The sequence below is a fragment of the Mesorhizobium sp. f-mel genome, from assembly GCF_053850215.1.
In genome coordinates this window covers 36,316-53,080 of the sequence record NZ_JBSPTO010000031.1, presented here as the reverse complement: position 1 = coordinate 53,080, position 16,765 = coordinate 36,316, and the positions used below count along the sequence as shown (strand labels likewise).

Sequence of the window (16,765 nt, the reverse complement as noted above, 5' to 3'; positions counted from 1 at the left end):
TCGATCGGCCTTCATTGAATCCATTCAATAATGAAAAACGACCCTTTGGCCCTCCCAACCGTATGGCCAAGCCTCTATATTGGGTCATGGAAAAGCGAATCTATCCCCAAGCCATAGACTCAGTCGTGATGCCGGAGCCGTTTGGCCGGCAGATCTTCAATGATGCCGGAAAGGCCGTCGCGGCCCTGCAGGCCCTCTACGACCGCAACACCAAATTCCTGCGCGATTCGTTTACGGCGCTCGCCGCAGGCGGCGACAACAACAAGCGCTACCGGGCCTTTTACCCCGAGGTCGGCGTCACCACGACTTCGTTCACCCAGATCGACTCGCGGCAGGCTTACGGCCATATGCCGACGCCTGGGCATTTCTCGACCACCATAACCCAGCCCGCCCTTTTCGAACGCTATCTCATCGAACAGCTTCGCCTGATCATGCGCAATCACGGCGTTCCGGTCACGGTTTCGGAATCGACGACGCCCATCCCGCTGCATTTCGCGTTCCTGGAAGGCTCCCATGTCGACGGCGCGGCAGCCGAGCGCATCAGGCGGCCGATCCGTGACCTGTTCGACGTGCCGGATCTCGACGGCACCGACGACCAGATCGCCAACGGCACGTTCGAAGTGGCTTTAGGCGAAGCCAGGCCGTTGGCGGCGTTCACGGCGCAACGCATCGACTACTCGCTGCACCGGATGTCGCACTATACGGCGACCAGTCCCCAGCATTTCCAGAATTTCGTGCTGTTCACCAACTACCAGTTCTACATCGACGAATTCGTCGCCCGTGCGCACGAGCTGATGGCGAAAGGCGGCGGCGGATACGTCGAATTCGTTGAGCCGGGAAATGTCGTCACCAAGGCTGGACAAAGCGCGCCTTGCCATGGCGTGGCGCCGCCGCGCCTGCCGCAGATGCCGGCCTATCATCTGAAGAAGCCGAACCATGGCGGCATCACGATGGTCAATATCGGCGTCGGCCCCTCCAACGCCAAGACGATCACCGACCACATTGCGGTGCTCAGGCCGCATGCCTGGGTGATGCTCGGCCATTGCGCCGGGCTGCGCAACACCCAGGCACTGGGCGACTATGTGCTGGCGCATGCCTATGTGCGGGAAGACCATGTTCTGGACGATGATCTTCCGGTCTGGGTGCCGATCCCGCCGCTGGCCGAAATCCAGGTGGCGCTGCAGGAGGCGGTCGCCGAAGTCACCGGTCTTTCCGGCTACGACCTCAAGCGTATCATGCGCACCGGCACCGTCGCCACCATCGACAACCGCAACTGGGAGCTGCGCGACCAGCGTGGGCCGGTGCAGCGGCTGTCGCAGTCACGGGCGATTGCGCTCGACATGGAATCGGCGACGATCGCGGCCAATGGCTTCCGTTTCCGCGTGCCCTATGGCACGCTGCTTTGCGTGTCCGACAAGCCCCTGCATGGCGAATTGAAGCTGCCCGGCATGGCGACCGAGTTCTACAAGCGCCAGGTGGCACAGCATTTGACCATCGGCATCAGGGCGATGGAAAAGCTGGCCGAGATGCCGATGGAACGGTTGCATTCGCGCAAGCTCAGAAGCTTTTCGGAAACGGCATTCCAGTAGCACCGATCGATCGACCGGAGCATGGCCAGAGCTTGGTAAGAGCGCAGCAGGGCATTTCGCCATCTTGATTGGGCCGCATTTCTACCGATAAGCAAAGTAGATGGCACGCGTTCGAAACATGATGACATCGGCGGCATTCGTCGCAATGCTCGGCTGCTCGGTCGCGCTGGTGGCTGGGTTTTTCGGAACGCTGCATCCGGCCCTCGATTCCTTCGCTCACTTCCGCGTTCATCTTGCCGTGCTGATGGCGCTTTGCGCGCTGCCGCTGCTCGCGACCTCGTTTCGCCTACAGGCCGCCGCAGCGCTGCTCTTTGCGGTGGCTGCCTTTGCCACCACGTCGAGCGCGTTGGGCTTATCTCGCCTGTGGCCGGTCCAGGCAGCCTACGAAGCCAACCCCGGCGACCAGCCCGTTTACCCCGGCAACCAGTCGGTCTATCCCGGTGACAAGGCGGTCTATCGCCTGCTGCAGATGAACCTGCGGTTCAACAACCCAACGCCTGAAAAGGTGCTGTCGCTGATCGGCCGGACCCAGCCTGATGTGATTACCCTCGACGAGGTATCCGACATGTGGAAGGCAAAGCTTGGACTGCTGTCCAGCGCCTACCCCTACCGGATCCTCTGCCCTTACCCAAATGGCGTGTTCGGCGTTGCGCTGCTGTCCAGACGGCCGTTTGCCGCCGGCACACAACCACGCTGCGACAGGCGCGGCGCGATTGCCATCGCGACAGTCGATTTCGGCGGAACCGACGTCGATGTCGCAGCCGTGCACCTCACCTGGCCATGGCCGTACAACCAATCACGGCAGATCGGCGGATTGTCGGAAGAGTTCGCATCGCTTGGCGAGACATCGATCATGGCAGGCGACTGCAATGCAGTGCCGTGGAGCGCCGCCGTCCGGCGCGTCGCAGATCTTGGCAAGCTGACCGTGGCGCCTTCGCCGGGGCCGACTTGGCTCTCCATCAAGCTGCCGGATTTCCTGCGCTTCGCCGGATTGCCGATCGACCAGGTTTTCAGCAAGGGCGCGGTTCTTATCCATTCGGTGTCGAGGCTGGAAGGCACCGGCTCCGACCATCTTCCGCTGATGGTGGAATTCTCGCTCAGGCCGGAACAGAAAAAGCCGGTCGATGAAGATGAAACTGCGACCGCATCCGTGACACAGCACGGCAGGAATCGAGGCTGAGCGCCTACTGCTTGCGCAACAGGGCACCGATGAGGCGTTCGACATGGCCGCCGTGGCGATGCTCGCGCGCGTCGAAGGCGTTCTGTTTCGCCTCGTATTCGGCATAGACGGCCTTGATCCGGCGCCTCGCCTCGCGGTGCGTCTTGCTGCAAACCCAGTTGTCGGCGAACTCCAGTCCCGTGATCGATCTTTCGGTCGCCCGCATCATTGTCCTGGCGATGCGGCCATGGTTATGCTCGTGAGCACGAACGCCGGCGAAGAACCGATTCCAGCGCTTCTGAAGCGCCGGTCTCGCGGCTGAGACCATGCGGGGTAAGGTGTAGGTGAGATCGAGTGTCCCATTGGCCTGCCGCAGCCGACAGACGCCACCCTCCCTGCTGATCTCAAGGTCCCAACTTACGGTATAGGCGGTCAGCGCGATGGCGTGCGTCATAAAGCCGTGCCGCTTCGGGCCGTTGCGGTCCATGGCCTCGATCAGGGCGGCGCCCGTGGTTCCTGATATGTCGTACGTCCGGGTCTTGACCAGCACCTTCGTGTCAGCCGATGCCGACGGTGCGAAGCCGCACAAGCCACCAATCGCCACAAGGCACGTCAAAACCGCCAGGCGCATGGTCATCTCTCCGGTCAGAAGGGAAAGGAACCACAAGCGCCGCGCCGCTTCAACTTTTTTTAGACACCGCAAATATAATAGGCCTTTACCGGCTTTCATTTTGGTCGACGTCGAGATGGCCGGCGGGGCCGTTCTGGCAGGCTACATGTTCTGGTAGACTGGTCCCTCACCACCCTGTGGCGGCACCCAGGTTATGTTTCGGTTCGGGTCCTTGATGTCGCAAGTCTTGCAGTGGACGCAGTTCTGCGCGTTGATGACGAAGCGCACGTCCTTCGCCTCGGGATCGGCGGCGGCGTTGCCATCCTTGTCGACCCATTCGTAGACGCCGGCCGGGCAGTAGCGTGTCGAGGGCCCGGCATAGACATCGTGTTCGGAACGCTGCTGCAGGTCCATATCCGCGACCAGCAGGTGGACAGGCTCGTTTTCCTCGTGGTTGGTGTTTGAGAGAAACACCGAGGACAGGCGGTCGAAGGTGAGCACGCCGTCCGGCTTGGGATAGGCGATCTTCTTATGCTTAGCGGCCGGTTCCAGCGTCGCATAGTCGGCCTTGCCGTGCTTCAGCGTGCCGAAAGGCGAGAAGCCGAACAGCGAATTCAGCCACATGTCGAGGCCGCCAATACCGACGCCGACGACGGTGCCGAAGCGCGACCATAATGGCTTGACGTTGCGCACCTTCTTCAAATCCTTGCCGATATCGGTCGCCCGCCATGCCGCCTCGTAAGTAGCCGGTTCGTCATTGGCACGGCCGGCGCCGATCGCCTCGGCGATATGCTCGGCCGCCAGCATTCCGGAGAGCACGGCATTGTGCGAGCCCTTGATGCGCGGCACGTTGACGAAGCCGGCAGCACACCCAATCAGCGCGCCACCGGGGAAGGACAGTTTCGGCACCGACTGCCAGCCGCCCTCGGTGATGGCACGGGCGCCATAACCCAGCCGCTTGCCGCCCTCGAATGTGCCTTTAATCGCCGGGTGGGTCTTGAAGCGCTGGAATTCATCGAAAGGCGACAGATAGGGGTTCTTGTAATTGAGGTGGACGACGAAGCCGACCGCCACGTGGTTGTCTTCCAAATGGTAGAGGAAGGAGCCGCCGCCGGTCTTCATGTCGAGCGGCCAGCCGAAGGAATGCTGGACAAGGCCTGGCCGGTGGAGCTCCGGCTTGATCTGCCAGAGCTCCTTGAGGCCGATGCCGTATTTGCCGGGCTCGCGGCCGTCGGAAAGATGGTATTTGGCGATCAGTTGCTTGGCCAGCGAGCCGCGCGCGCCCTCGCCGATCAGCACATATTTGCCCATCAGCGCCATGCCCGGCGCGAAGCCCGGGCCATGCGTGCCGTCTTTCTCGACGCCCATATCGCCGGTGACAACGCCGGTGACCGCGCCCTCGTCGCTGTAAATGAGGCCCACCGCGGCAAAGCCCGGGTAGATCTCGACGCCCAGCGCCTCGGCCTTGGTCGCCAGCCAGCGGCAGACATTGCCGAGCGAAACGATGTAGTTGCCGTGGTTGTTCATCAGCGGCGGCATCAGGATGTTGGGCAGACGGAACGAACCGGCAGGGCCGAGGACCAGGAAATGGTCTGCCGTAACCGGCGTCTTGAACGGATGTCCCTCTTCGTCACGCCAGCCCGGCAGCAGCCGGTCGATGCCGATCGGGTCGACTACGGCGCCAGACAGGATGTGGGCGCCGACTTCGCCGCCCTTTTCCAGGACGACGACTGAAAGCTCGGGATTGACCTGCTTGAGACGGATCGCCGCGGCGAGGCCGGCCGGACCAGCGCCGACGATGACCACGTCGAATTCCATGCTTTCGCGTTCGATCTCGCTCATCAACCCCTCACTGGCTGCCGCATTTGCGCATCTTGCTGGCTTATCCGCTGCATAGCGCATCAATTCGCGACGCGAAACCGGCGCTGACGTGACAATGCCGATTTCGTCAAAAAGTCGCGCATCGTACTACAAAATCACGGTTTGCGGTCCACCGGAACATCGATCCCGGCCAGTCCCCATTTTAAGGAGAGCCGGCGCCCTGACGTTTTTAATTGTTCGACGGCTTGCTTATCGGCCATACTTCGCACCATGCGCATATACGGGCCAATTGGCTTTTCATCGACGCGCTTTTTTTCCGCGCCCGGACGGATTTGCCGGGCGCTCGTTTTGGCCCTTTTGCCGCTGATGCCCGTTGGCGCCCATGCCGAGCCGCAGAGGGTCTGGGCGGCCGGAGCCTACTCCTTTTCCGACGAGCTGGGCGGCTTCCGCATCACCAGCGCCTCGGGCATCGGGACAAAGGAGGACCCGCTTGTCATCACCGAAGAGCTGAACTCGGCAACACCGGTGACACTGACTATCCGCACGACGAAGCCGATCCATCCCTTCGGCACCGCGGGCCAATTTGCGAACGGCCTCATGTATATGCGCATCGACGTGCTCAATAACAGCGGCCAGGCCTGGGTCGAGTTCCAGTTCGAGCTCCAGGAGGTGCTCCACCGGCCGAGCGTGTTCGGCGACGGCCTGTCATTCGACCAGCGCAACAAGACGCCTGACAACATCTGGTCGAGCAGCTTTGCCGATTTCGATCGCGACTTCGAACCCTATGATCGGCTGCTGTTCAAGAGTGGCAAGATCGACCCGCTGAAGACAGCAAAATTCGATTACCTGATCACCGACTACACACCGCGCTGGACGTTCTATCTGGTTCAGGATCCGCGTATACCGTCGAGCTAAGGGTCCTGTTTATGTCGTTCCCAAAACCGCTATGCACCCTCGGGTCAGGCCCGAGGGCATGCTTTCGGGCGACATGCATTACTTGCAAATTCTTGCTGCGCGGCCGAATGTGAAAGCATGACTGCCGTTTCCCGAGACAACCGACCTGCTATCGCCGACCTGCTGGCCTTTTACGCCAGCGCCGGCGTCGATGAAGCGCTCGAAGAGGAGCCGCTGAATAGGTTTGCCGAGGCTGCGTCAAAGTCGCCTGAGCCGGCGCCAGCGACAGTTACGCCGACAACTGGTGAAAACGCCGCACTGCCACGCTCGACAAGCCTGTCACGCGCCGGAATGGGCGAAAGGCAAGGCGCGGCACCGGCGGTGCGCCCCCCGTCCGGTACGGCGACGGTGCCCGATGAGCAACAAGCGGCATTGGCGCGGCAATTGGCAACGAGGGCGACGAGCCTGGACGAGCTTCGCCAGCACATGGCGGCATTCGACGGCTGCAATCTCAAATTCACCGCCAAGAACCTGGTGTTCGCCGACGGCAATCCGAATGCCGCGGTGATGCTGGTCGGCGAGGCGCCCGGCCGCGACGAGGACCTCGAGGGATTGCCGTTCGTCGGCCGCTCGGGCCGGCTGCTCGACCAAATGCTGGCCGCGATCGGACTCGACCGGACCTCGGCCTACATCGCCAATGTCATTCCCTGGCGACCGCCGGGCAACCGCACGCCGACACCGCACGAGACCGAGATTTGCCGGCCATTCATCGAACGGCAGATCGAGCTGGTCAAGCCGAAGGTGCTGGTCAACCTGGGCGGCCCCTCGGCAAAGACCTTGCTCAACACCACCGAGGGCATCCTGCGGCTGCGCGGCAATTGGCGCGTCCACACGACCGCCTCCGGTATTGCCATTCCCGCCATGCCGACCCTTCACCCGGCCTATCTCTTGAGAACCCCCGCTCACAAGAAGCTGGCGTGGCGGGATTTCCTCGAGGTGAAAGCGAAGCTGCGGGCGCTCGGTTGACGACCAGCGTTTCCTCGCCCCGCAAAGAGGGGAGAAGAAGCGCTATAACCTGCCCGGTAATTGAAATACATCCGCTGCCGGCCTAGTCATACGCTCATGACAGCAACCCAGACTTCCGCCGGCAGCCTTATTCGCGAATGGCGCACGCGCCGTCGAATGAGCCAACTCGATCTCGCCATGGAAGCCGAAATCTCGCAACGGCATCTGAGCTTCGTGGAAAGCGGCCGCGCGGCGCCCTCGCGCGACATGGTGCTGCATCTGGCCGAGCAGCTGTCGATCCCGCTGAGGCAGCGCAACCAGCTCCTGCTGGCCGCGGGCTTTGCCCCTAGCTTCAGCGAGCGTTCGCTCACCGATGCCTCGCTGGCGCCGGCGATGGCAGCCGTCGAGATCGTGCTCAAGGGGCACGAACCCTTCCCAGCGCTCGCTGTCGACCGGCACTGGAACCTGGTATCGGCAAACGCCGCCATCGGCCCGTTCCTCGCCGACGTCGCCGAGGCGTCCTTGCTGACGCCCCCGGTCAATGTGCTGCGGCTCAGTCTGCACCCCGGTGGCGTCGCGCCGCGCATCGTCAACCTCGCCGAATGGCGCGCGCATCTTCTCGATCGGCTGAAACGCCAGAACGACGCTACTGGCGATCCGGTTCTGGTCGAACTGGAGCGCGAGCTTCGGACCTATCCGTCCGGCCTGAACGGCGCACGGCCGGTGCCGGTCGAGCCGAACGCGATCGTGCACCCGCTGCGGCTCGCGCATGGCGATGCCGTGCTGTCGTTCATCAGCACCATCACCGTGTTCGGCACGCCGCTTGACGTGACGCTGTCGGAACTGGCGATCGAATCCTTTTTCCCCGCCGACGAACAAACGCGGACGGTGCTGGTGCGATTGGCGAAAGACCGGGCCGAGCTGCCCTGATCATCCTTGCGGCGGGGTCGCCTGGCGGGTGCGGGCACGTTCGAGGCCAAGCTGGCGCTCGCGCCAGATGATGAAGATGCCAGCGGCAACGACGATCAGGCCGCCGATGAGCATATGAACCGTCGGGACGTCGCCGAAAGCGAGATAGCCGACGACTATGCCAAGCAGCATCGACGTGTATTCGAAGGGCGCCACGACCGAGGCCTCCGCATGGCGATAGGCTGCCGTCATCAGAATCTGAGCGACCCCGCCGCAAAAGCCTGCAGCAATGAGCAGGCCCGCCTGGACCGGGGTCAGCGCCTGCCAGCCGAACGGCAGCGACAGCAACGCCAGGACGCTCGCCGTCACCGAAAACCACAGCACGATGGTTGCCGTAGGCTCGCTCTGGACGAGATTGCGCACCAGCAGCATGGCGACAGCCGAGATCGCTGCCGCGACCAGGGCGGCGATGACGCCGATCACCTCCTGATCGCCGAGTGCTGCGCCCGAACCCAGCAGCGTCAGTTCCGGCCATGAGATGACCAGCACCCCGACCAGTCCAACCGCAACCGCGCTCCAGCGATAGACGCGGATCGCTTCGCCGAGGAAGATCGAACTGAACACCACCACCAGCAGCGGCTGTGCGTAGTTCAGCGTGATCGCTTCCGGCAGCGGCAGCCGTATCAGCGCGAAGAAGCCAAGCCCCATGGCGCAGACGCCTACAACGCCGCGCGCAATGTGGTTGAGCGGGCGCTTGGTCGAAAACGCGGTGCCAAGCTTTCCCTGGAAGGCCAGGAAGACGACGATCGGAAAGATGGCGAAAAAGGAGCGGAAGAAGACGATCTGGCCGGCCGGCACCGTGCCCGCCGCCTTGATGCAGGACGACATGGCGACAAAGACCGCCACCGACACGATCTTGAGCATGATCCCGGTCAGCGTGTTGTGCCCGCCGGGATGGTCCGTCGGGTTCACTTAGCAGCTGCTTCCTGGATCGCTGCCCAGATGCGCGCCGGTGTTGCCGGCATGTCGATATGCCTGATGCCGTAGGCGCGATAGAGCGCATCCGTCACCGCGTTGAGCGCGGCCGGCGTTGCTCCGATCGTGCCCGCCTCGCCTGCTCCCTTGATGCCAAGTGCATTGGTGGTCGAGGGCACGTTGCGGGTCTCGAAATGGAAGAACGGGAAATCGTCGGCGCGCGGCATGGCGTAATCCATGAAGCTCGCCGTCAACAGCTGCCCGTCGTCGTCATAGACGGTGTTCTCCGTCAGCGCCTGGCCGATGCCCTGGACGACGCCGCCATGCACCTGGCCGGCCAGCAGAATCGGGTTCACGGTGACGCCGAAATCGTCGACGATCGTATAGCGGACAATCTCCGTCATGCCGGTGTCGGGATCGATCTCGACTTCGCAGATGTGGGTGCCGTTCGGATAGGTGCATTCGTCCTGCGCGAATTCGCCAAAGCCCTTGAGATCGTCCGGGTTCTTGGCGGCCTTGGCGATGGCCGAAAAATCGATCATGCGGTCGGTGCCGACGATGCGGGCAACGCCGTTGGACAATTCGATGTCGCCGGCCGAGGCTTCCAGCTCATCCGCTGCGATGCGCTTGATCTTGTTGGCCAGATCTTCGCCCGCGCGAGAAGCTGATACACCGCCAAGGGGTATGGAGCGCGAGCCGCCGGTGCCGCCGCCGGCTTTCAGTTCGTCGGTGTCGCCCTGGCGGACATGGATCTTGTCGATGTCGAGATGAAGCTTTTCCGAGAGGAACTGCGCATAAGCCGTCGCGTGCCCCTGCCCGTTGGTCTGGGTGCCGATCTTCAGCGTCACCGTGCCGTCGCCGTTCAATTCGACAAAGGCCGGTTCAGAGCCCGGAAAGGCACAGGCCTCGATATAGGTCGCCATGCCGATGCCGCGGATTTTGCCGGCCACCTTCGACTGCGCCAGCCGCTCCGGAAACGCCCGCCACTCCGCCTCTTCGATGGCGCGGTCCATATGGCCTGCGAATTCGCCGGTATCATAGAGGCGGTCCGTCTGCGTGCGATAGGGAAACTGCTCAGGCCGAATGAAATTGCGCCGGCGGATCTCTTCGACTGGCAAGCCCAGATCGTGGGCGCAGGCGTCGACGAGCTTTTCCAGGAGGAATGCTGCTTCCGGGCGGCCGGCGCCGCGATAGGCATCGACCGGGCAGGTATTGGTGTAGAGGCCGGTCACCGAAACATCGAGCGCCTGGATGTCGTAGACGCCGGTCGACATGGTGACGCCGATATAGGGGATGAATGGGCCGTATTGCGAGACATAGGCGCCGATATTGGCGAGAAGATCGACCTTCATGCCGAGGAAGCGGCCGTCCTTGTCCATTGCCATCTCAGCGGTCACGACATTGTCGCGGCCTTGCGCATCGGTGAGGAAATGCTCGGTGCGGTCGCCGGCCCATTTCACCGGACGGCCAAGGCGCCTGGCGGTCTCGAGCACCAGCGGATGTTCGCGATAGACGAAGCTTTTCGGTCCGAAGCCGCCGCCGACATCAGGCGTGATGACGCGCAGCTGGTTCTTCCTGATCTTGAACACATCGGCCAGGATGTACTGCATGGAATGCACGCCCTGCGAGCCCGTGGTCAGCACGAAGCGATTCTCTTGCGTGTTCCACTCGCCGATCGCCGAGCGCGGCTCGATGTAGTTGCAGACCAGCCGGTTGTTGATGAACTCTATGCGGGTGACATGCGCCGCCCTGGCGAATGCCGCCGCGGTCTTCGCCTGGTCGCCGATGTGGTAGCTGAAGGCACGGTTGGAGCCGAGTTCCGGCCAGACCAGCGGCGTGCCTTCGTCAAGCGCCGTGGCGGTGCCGGACGCGGCATCCTCGGCCTCGTAATCGACCTCGATCAATTCGGCCGCGTCCTGCGCCAGGGTGCGGCTGTCGGCGACGACGAAGGCAACGGCGTCGCCGACATAATTGACTCGGTCGCAGCAAAGGACCGGAATGTCGCGGGTCGGCGCCTTGGTGCCGTCCGGCTGCCTCTGCATGACGCCGGATTTCAGCTTGCCGAGATGAGCAAGGTCCGCACCAGTCAGCACCAGATGGACGCCAGGTGCCGCCTTGGCCGCCTCGGTCGAACCGATGGTGAAGCTTGCCTTGGCCACCGGCGATCGCAGGACGTAGCCGTGCAGGAGGCCAGCCGGCTGGATGTCGTCCGTGTAGCGACCGAGACCCTTGATGAAGGCTTGGTCCTCGCGACGCAGCACAGAGGCGCCCATGCCGAATTTCGGTGTGACGACAGTCATGAATGCCTCGCGATGATGATGGGAGAACGAGTGCCTGAAATAGGCACTGCGCCAGTTTTGTCGAGTGACGGTTTCGTGTAAAGAGCGCGTGCTTCAAATTTCTTAGACCAGCGGATCCACCTGCCGCTGCGGGAATCGACAGGAAACCCCACGGAATGCGCACGGACACCGGCCAGGTCTTCAAGCTCGAAGACTATCGCCCCACCGATTATCTCATTCCGGAAACCGGCCTGACTTTCCGCCTGTCACCAGAAGCCACGCGCGTCATCGCCGTGCTGACGGTCGAACGCCGCGACGGTGTCGCGGCGTCAGTGCCGCTGGTGCTGGACGGCGATGGATTGACGCTCAGCCGCCTCGCAATCGACGGCCGGACACTCACGCCGGCAGATTTTCTTACCACGCCCGATCAGCTGACGATCACCACGCTGCCCGCAGCATCCCACTTCCAGCTCCTGATCGAAACCGAGCTGGCGCCGGCGCACAACGAAGCCCTGATGGGCCTCTATCGCTCCAGCAACGTCTATTGCACGCAATGCGAGGCCGAGGGCTTTCGGCGCATCACCTATTTTCTCGACCGTCCCGATATCCTGTCCGTCTATACGGTGCGCATCGAGGCGCGGCACCACGAGGCGCCACTGCTTCTTTCCAACGGCAACCCGGCTGGAAGCGGCGAACTTGCCGACGGCTGGCATTACGCAGTCTGGCACGACCCCTTCCCCAAGCCGTCCTATCTGTTCGCCCTGGTGGCGGGCGCTCTCGGCAAGGTCGCGGACAGCTTCGTCACGTTGTCTGGTCGGAAGGTCGAGCTCGGCATTTATGTCGAGCCGGGCAAGGAGGGGCTCGCCGGCTATGCCATGGACGCCCTGAAACGGTCGATGAAATGGGACGAGGAGGCGTTCGGCCGCGAATACGACCTCGACGTCTTCAACATCGTTGCCGTGTCCGACTTCAACATGGGCGCGATGGAGAACAAGGGCCTCAACATCTTCAACGACAAATATGTGCTGGCCGACCAGGAGACCGCCACGGACGCCGATTTCGCCAATATCGAAGCGATCATCGCGCATGAGTATTTCCACAATTGGACTGGCAACAGAATCACTTGCCGCGACTGGTTCCAGCTTTGCCTGAAGGAAGGGCTGACGGTCTTCCGCGATCATGAATTCTCCGCTGACCAGCGCTCGCGAGCGGTGAAACGCATTGCCGAAGTGCGCACATTGCGGGCACATCAGTTTCCCGAAGACCAGGGACCGCTGGCGCATCCTGTGCGGCCGCGCCGCTACCGCGAGATCAACAATTTCTACACGGCGACAGTCTATGAAAAGGGCTCGGAAGTGGTGCGCATGATCCGTACCATTCTCGGCAGCGAGACGTTCCGGGCCGGCATGGATCTCTATTTCGAGCGTCATGACGGCGAGGCTGCGACGATCGAGGACTTCATCAAGGTGTTCGAAGATGTGTCCGGCCGCGACCTCTCGCAATTTTCGCTCTGGTACCATCAGGCGGGGACGCCCAATCTGACGATCAGTTCGACGCACAATGCGGCAGCGCAGGAGTTCACGCTCGAGATCGAGCAGTCGGTGCCGCCGACGCCGTCCGAAAGCCGCAAGCGGCTGATGCATATTCCGCTTGCCTTCAGCCTAGTCGGCACCGACGGCAAAGCGATAGCCTATAGCGGCGTCGAGGGGGCCGGCGTCGAGGACGGCGTCATCCATATCCGCAGGCGCCGGCACATGGTGCGCTTCTCGGGCGTTGGCGAGCGCCCGGCGATGTCGCTCAATCGCGGCTTTTCGGCGCCGGTGACGCTTTCGGTCGAGCAGAAGGCCGACGATCAGTTCTTCCTTGCCGGCCATGACAACGATACCTTCTCGCGCTGGCAGGCGTTCAACACGCTTTTGACCGAGGCGCTGATATCAGCCTTCCGCCAGGTCCTTGACGGCCAGCAGCCCGGTTTCGCATCACGGTTGACCGGGCTTGCCGGCAAAATAGCCGGCGACGAGACGCTCGAACCGGCCTATCGGGCGCTGGCTGTGGCGCTTCCGAGCGAAGCCGATATCGCCCGCGACATCGGCAAGAACATCGATCCCGATGCCATCTTCTCCGCCCGCGAGGCGCTGACGGCCGCGATCGCCGAGGCCAACCGCGAGATATTCTCCGACCTCTACCATCGACTGGCCGACAAGGACGCTTTCAGTCCGGATGCGGCGAGCGCCGGGCGCCGGGCGCTGCGCAACATCCTGCTCGACTATCTCTCGCTGCTGCCGGGAGGCGCGGCGCTTGCGGCCCGGCATTTCCAGTCCGCGACCAACATGACGGACCGCGCCGCCGCACTGACCGTGCTTGCGCTCCGCCACAGCGGTTCGCCCGAGACGGTCAAGGCGCTGGCCGACTTCGAAGCGAAATATACGACCGATCCGCTGGTGATGGACAAATGGTTCCAGATCCAGGCCAGCGTGCCCGGCCCGCAAACCATTTACGCGGTGCGCGCCCTGACCAGCCATCCGGCCTTCTCGATGGCCAACCCGAACCGGGTGCGCTCGCTCGTCGGCACGTTTTCCAGCGCCAACCAGACCGGCTTCCATCGCGCCGACGGCGAAGGCTACAGGTTTTTCGTCGAAACGGTCCTGCAGGTCGAAAAGCGCAATCCGCAGTTGGCCGCCCGGCTGGCGACAGCACTCAGATCATGGCGCTCGCTCGAACCTGCCCGGCAGGCCAAGGCAAGGGAAGCGCTGCTTTCGATCTCCAATGCCGAGAACCTATCGGCCGATTTGCGGGACATCGTCGAGCGCACGCTGGCGTGAGGGTTCCCCTCCCCCTTGAGGGGAGGGTGGACAGCCGCCGAAGGCGGATGGAAGGGTGGGGTCACTGCGGCAGTACGCGGCGTCGACCGACGCCACCCGCCCCGACCTTTGATTTAAAAGGTGGAGCGCTTCGCCGGGGACCCCTCCCGGCCCTACGGGCCACCCTCCCCCCAAGGGGGAGGGAAAGTCGGCGCCGAACTATTTTAGTCGATTTTTAATCTTTTTTCGCCGCGCCTATGGACAAGCCGAATCACCTTTGATTCTTTAGCTGAAGATTCGGAAGTGCGGCGTCGCCGGATCATCAAGCAGATTTAAAATCGGGGAGAGCCATTTATGGCGAAGGCGGACGCGTGGGGCGCGCCCGGAGGGACAGCTTTTGAGCGGCGTGAGGCGAGAAGCGATGGTCTCGCCGGCAACGCGCGGCTCATCGCCGAACCCGCCTACCGACGGCTTCTGGCAGCCGAGCCATTGTTGCGCCGATCGATACCGGCCCTCATCATCATTTTCCTGGTCGTCATCGCGGCGCTGCGGTTCCTGTCGCTGATGAACGAGCGTGACGACGTGGAACGCGACGCCAAGGCGATCCTCTCGCTCGCGGCAGGCCAACTGGCCAGTTCGATTAGCGTGGATGCGAACTTGGGCTCAACGCCTGGCGCGACGCAGGACCTGTTGGAGGGCATCAGCCGTCAGGGCGCGATGGGCCGAAGCCACGTGCTTGCGGTCACCGACAGCGCGTTCAAGATCGTTACCGTGACACCGCAATCGACCGGCTGGGAAGGGCGGTCGCTCGACGCCATCGCCCAGGGCGGTCAGCCGCTGTTCATGTTCGGCGACCGCGCCGGGGTGATGGAGGTCAGAATCGGCGGCCAGGACTGGTATGCGGCGGTGAGCCTGACAAACGGCAGGAACAGTGCTGCCGCAGCGCTCGTTCCGCAGGATGCGGTCTTCTACACCTGGCGCAAGACTGTTTCGCTCAACGTCACGCTGTTCGTGCTGACAGCCGGCGTACTGATCGTCATCCTCTACGCCTATTTCGGCCAGGCGGCGCGCGCCCAGGCGGCCGACCGCATTTATCTCGAAGCGCACCAGCGCATCGACATGGCGCTGGTGCGCGGCCGCTGCGGCCTGTGGGACTGGGACATGGTCCGCGGCAAGATGTACTGGTCGCGCTCGATGTACGACATGCTGGGCTATGAGCCCTGCGACGCAATGCTGTCGTTCGGCGAGGTCGACGAGATCATCCATCCCGAGGATGGCGACCTGTTCCAGCTCGCCAACAGAATCGTCGCCCGCGAGATCGATCACATCGACCAGGTGTTCCGGATGCGCCATGCCGACGGACAATGGGTGTGGATGCGCGCAAGGGCGCAGGTGATCGACCCGGAAGCGCCGGAGATCCAGCTGATCGGCATCGCCGTTGACGTCACCGAGCAGCGGCACCTGGCGCTGCGCTCCGAGGCCGCGGATCTTCGCCTGCGAACGGCCATCGAAAACATCAACGAGTCCTTCGTGCTCTGGGATTCCGCCCAGCACCTGATCATGTGCAATTCCAAGTACCAGCAGGACAACGGTCTGTCGGATCGCGACGTGATGCCAGGCGCCTCGCGCGCCGTTCTCGAAGATCGCATGCTTGCCTTCGCTTCGGAGCGCCGGCTTGCCAACACCAACGGGCAGCAAGGCGGCGTGACCTTCGAGCGGCAGCTTGCCGATGGCCGCTGGCTGCAGGTGAACGAGCTGCGGACCAGGGACGGCGGCACCGTCTCGGTCGGCTCCGACATCACCCAGATCAAGCTGCACCAGGAGAAGCTGGTCGACAGCGAGCGCCGGCTGATGGCGACGATCCACGATCTCAGCCTTGCCCGCCGGGCGGAGGAAGAGCGGTCGCGCGAACTGGTCGAGCTCAATCGCAAATACATGAAGGAAACCGAGCGCGCCGAGGCGGCGAACCGGGCCAAATCCGAGTTCCTGGCCAACATGTCGCATGAATTGCGCACGCCGCTCAACGCTATCATCGGCTTCTCGGAGCTGATGGAACAGGCGCTGTTCGGGCCCTTGGGTTCGCCGCGCTACGAGGAATATGCCACCGACATCAACGGCAGCGGCAAATATCTTCTGGGCGTCATCAACGACATCCTCGATATGTCGAAGATCGAGGCCGGCCAGTTCTCGATGGATCAGGAGGAAATCGACCTCTGTCCGCTGATGAGGGAAACGGTGCGCGTCATCTCGCTGCAGGCAGCGGAAAAGTCGATCACCGTCGAAACCCGCATCCCCGATTCACTGACGCTGTTCGCCGACCGCCGGGCGATCAAGCAGATCATCATTAATCTGCTGTCGAATGCGGTGAAATTTACCGGCCAGGGCGGCCGCATCGCGGTAAGGGCCCGCAACACGTCCAGTGCTCTGGTCCTGACGATCGAAGACAATGGCTGCGGCATCCCCAAGGAGGCGCTGAGCAAGCTCGGGCGGCCGTTCGAACAGGTGCAGAACCAGTTTTCCAAGAGCCATGCCGGTTCCGGCCTTGGCCTTGCCATCTCACGCTCGTTGGCCGAGCTTCAGGGCGGCGCCTTGAAAATCCGCTCCACCGAAGGCACCGGCACGATCGTGTCGGTGCGCATTCCGATCAAGAAGTCGACGCAGCCGGTCAGGGCCGCCGCCTGACTCTCTGTTGTCGTGAAGCGGTTGGAACTTTCGGAAACGCC

At 62.9% G+C, this 16,765-nt stretch carries 11 protein-coding genes; 7 read left to right on the top strand and 4 right to left on the bottom strand.

The features are described 5' to 3' along the window. Positions 1-128 precede the first annotated feature (128 nt). On the top strand, positions 129-1,589 hold the full coding sequence (locus ACWUKX_RS26655; RefSeq protein WP_240992499.1) for an AMP nucleosidase: 1,461 nt from the start codon (positions 129-131) through the stop codon (positions 1,587-1,589). A gap of 100 nt (positions 1,590-1,689) precedes the next feature. Beyond that, complete coding sequence (locus ACWUKX_RS26650) at positions 1,690-2,769, top strand: endonuclease/exonuclease/phosphatase family protein (RefSeq protein ID WP_456009730.1); 1,080 nt, start codon at positions 1,690-1,692, stop codon at positions 2,767-2,769. A 4-nt stretch (positions 2,770-2,773) separates the two neighbouring features. Here the strand turns inward: ACWUKX_RS26650 and ACWUKX_RS26645 are convergent, their stop codons facing one another. Next, positions 2,774-3,379, bottom strand: coding sequence for a DUF922 domain-containing protein (locus ACWUKX_RS26645; RefSeq protein WP_456009729.1), 606 nt, complete (start codon positions 3,377-3,379; stop codon positions 2,774-2,776). A 141-nt stretch (positions 3,380-3,520) separates the two neighbouring features. Further along, entirely contained in the window at positions 3,521-5,200 is a 1,680-nt protein-coding gene (locus ACWUKX_RS26640) for an electron transfer flavoprotein-ubiquinone oxidoreductase (RefSeq protein ID WP_456009728.1), read from the bottom strand. A gap of 249 nt (positions 5,201-5,449) precedes the next feature. Between ACWUKX_RS26640 and ACWUKX_RS26635 the strand changes: the two genes are divergently transcribed. The 3 genes from ACWUKX_RS26635 (at position 5,450) to ACWUKX_RS26625 (ending at position 8,008) form a co-directional block, all read left to right on the top strand. Continuing rightward, a complete protein-coding gene (locus ACWUKX_RS26635) occupies positions 5,450-6,094 on the top strand; it encodes a hypothetical protein (RefSeq protein ID WP_456009727.1) in 645 nt (214 codons plus the stop codon). Positions 6,095-6,211: 117 nt separating this feature from the next. Next, positions 6,212-7,099, top strand: coding sequence for a uracil-DNA glycosylase (locus ACWUKX_RS26630; RefSeq protein ID WP_456009726.1), 888 nt, complete (start codon positions 6,212-6,214; stop codon positions 7,097-7,099). A gap of 96 nt (positions 7,100-7,195) precedes the next feature. After that, positions 7,196-8,008, top strand: coding sequence for a helix-turn-helix domain-containing protein (locus tag ACWUKX_RS26625; RefSeq protein WP_456009725.1), 813 nt, complete (start codon positions 7,196-7,198; stop codon positions 8,006-8,008). Here the strand turns inward: ACWUKX_RS26625 and ACWUKX_RS26620 are convergent, their stop codons facing one another. Together ACWUKX_RS26620 and ACWUKX_RS26615 are read right to left on the bottom strand one after the other, a co-directional pair. Next, entirely contained in the window at positions 8,009-8,911 is a 903-nt protein-coding gene (locus ACWUKX_RS26620; protein WP_456009740.1) for a DMT family transporter, read from the bottom strand. A 44-nt stretch (positions 8,912-8,955) separates the two neighbouring features. Beyond that, positions 8,956-11,262 (bottom strand): xanthine dehydrogenase family protein molybdopterin-binding subunit, encoded by a 2,307-nt coding sequence (locus ACWUKX_RS26615; RefSeq protein WP_456009724.1) that lies wholly within the window; start codon positions 11,260-11,262, stop codon positions 8,956-8,958. A gap of 155 nt (positions 11,263-11,417) precedes the next feature. On the opposite strand from ACWUKX_RS26615, the gene pepN reads away from it, so the two are divergent. Then, on the top strand, positions 11,418-14,063 hold the full coding sequence (pepN, locus tag ACWUKX_RS26610; protein ID WP_456009723.1) for an aminopeptidase N: 2,646 nt from the start codon (positions 11,418-11,420) through the stop codon (positions 14,061-14,063). Between the two features lie 333 nt (positions 14,064-14,396). Beyond that, complete coding sequence (locus ACWUKX_RS26605; protein ID WP_456009722.1) at positions 14,397-16,724, top strand: PAS domain-containing sensor histidine kinase; 2,328 nt, start codon at positions 14,397-14,399, stop codon at positions 16,722-16,724. Positions 16,725-16,765 lie beyond the last annotated feature (41 nt).